We start from the raw sequence: 327 nt of genomic DNA on the forward strand, positions 1-327 counted from the left end.
CACCCTCTCCAGCTGAAAACACGCAAAAATCATCAATCCTTACATTATTCCCAATACTAATATTATCACACCCATAAAAAGATGCCTTATCTGATATTTTTACATTTTCTCCAACGCTTTTGAAGCCCATTTCTTTTAACTGTATTTCATCTAAATAGGCCATATCACATCTTACCCAATAATAATTTGGTTATTTTCACAACAATCTCTTCATTTAAATCTGTATATATTGGCAAGCATAGGACTTTATCAGCAACACTATTGGCTATTGGTAGATTATCAACGCTAGCTGAAATCAATCCTCGATACATAGGCATATTACTGATT

At 33.0% G+C, this 327-nt stretch carries 1 protein-coding gene and 1 pseudogene; both read right to left on the bottom strand.

Annotated elements, in window-relative coordinates; genetic code table 11:
• A pseudogene (gene vioB, locus FN960_RS21140) lies at positions 1–163 on the bottom strand (dTDP-4-amino-4,6-dideoxy-D-glucose acetyltransferase VioB); the annotation flags it as partial.
• Position 164: 1 nt separating this feature from the next.
• On the bottom strand, positions 165–327 hold a 163-nt coding region (locus FN960_RS21145), incomplete at its 5' end, for a DegT/DnrJ/EryC1/StrS family aminotransferase (protein ID WP_221936841.1).

The sequence above is a fragment of the Alkalicoccobacillus porphyridii genome, assembly GCF_007293315.1.
Lineage (GTDB): Bacteria > Bacillota > Bacilli > Bacillales > Bacillaceae_D > Alkalicoccobacillus > Alkalicoccobacillus porphyridii.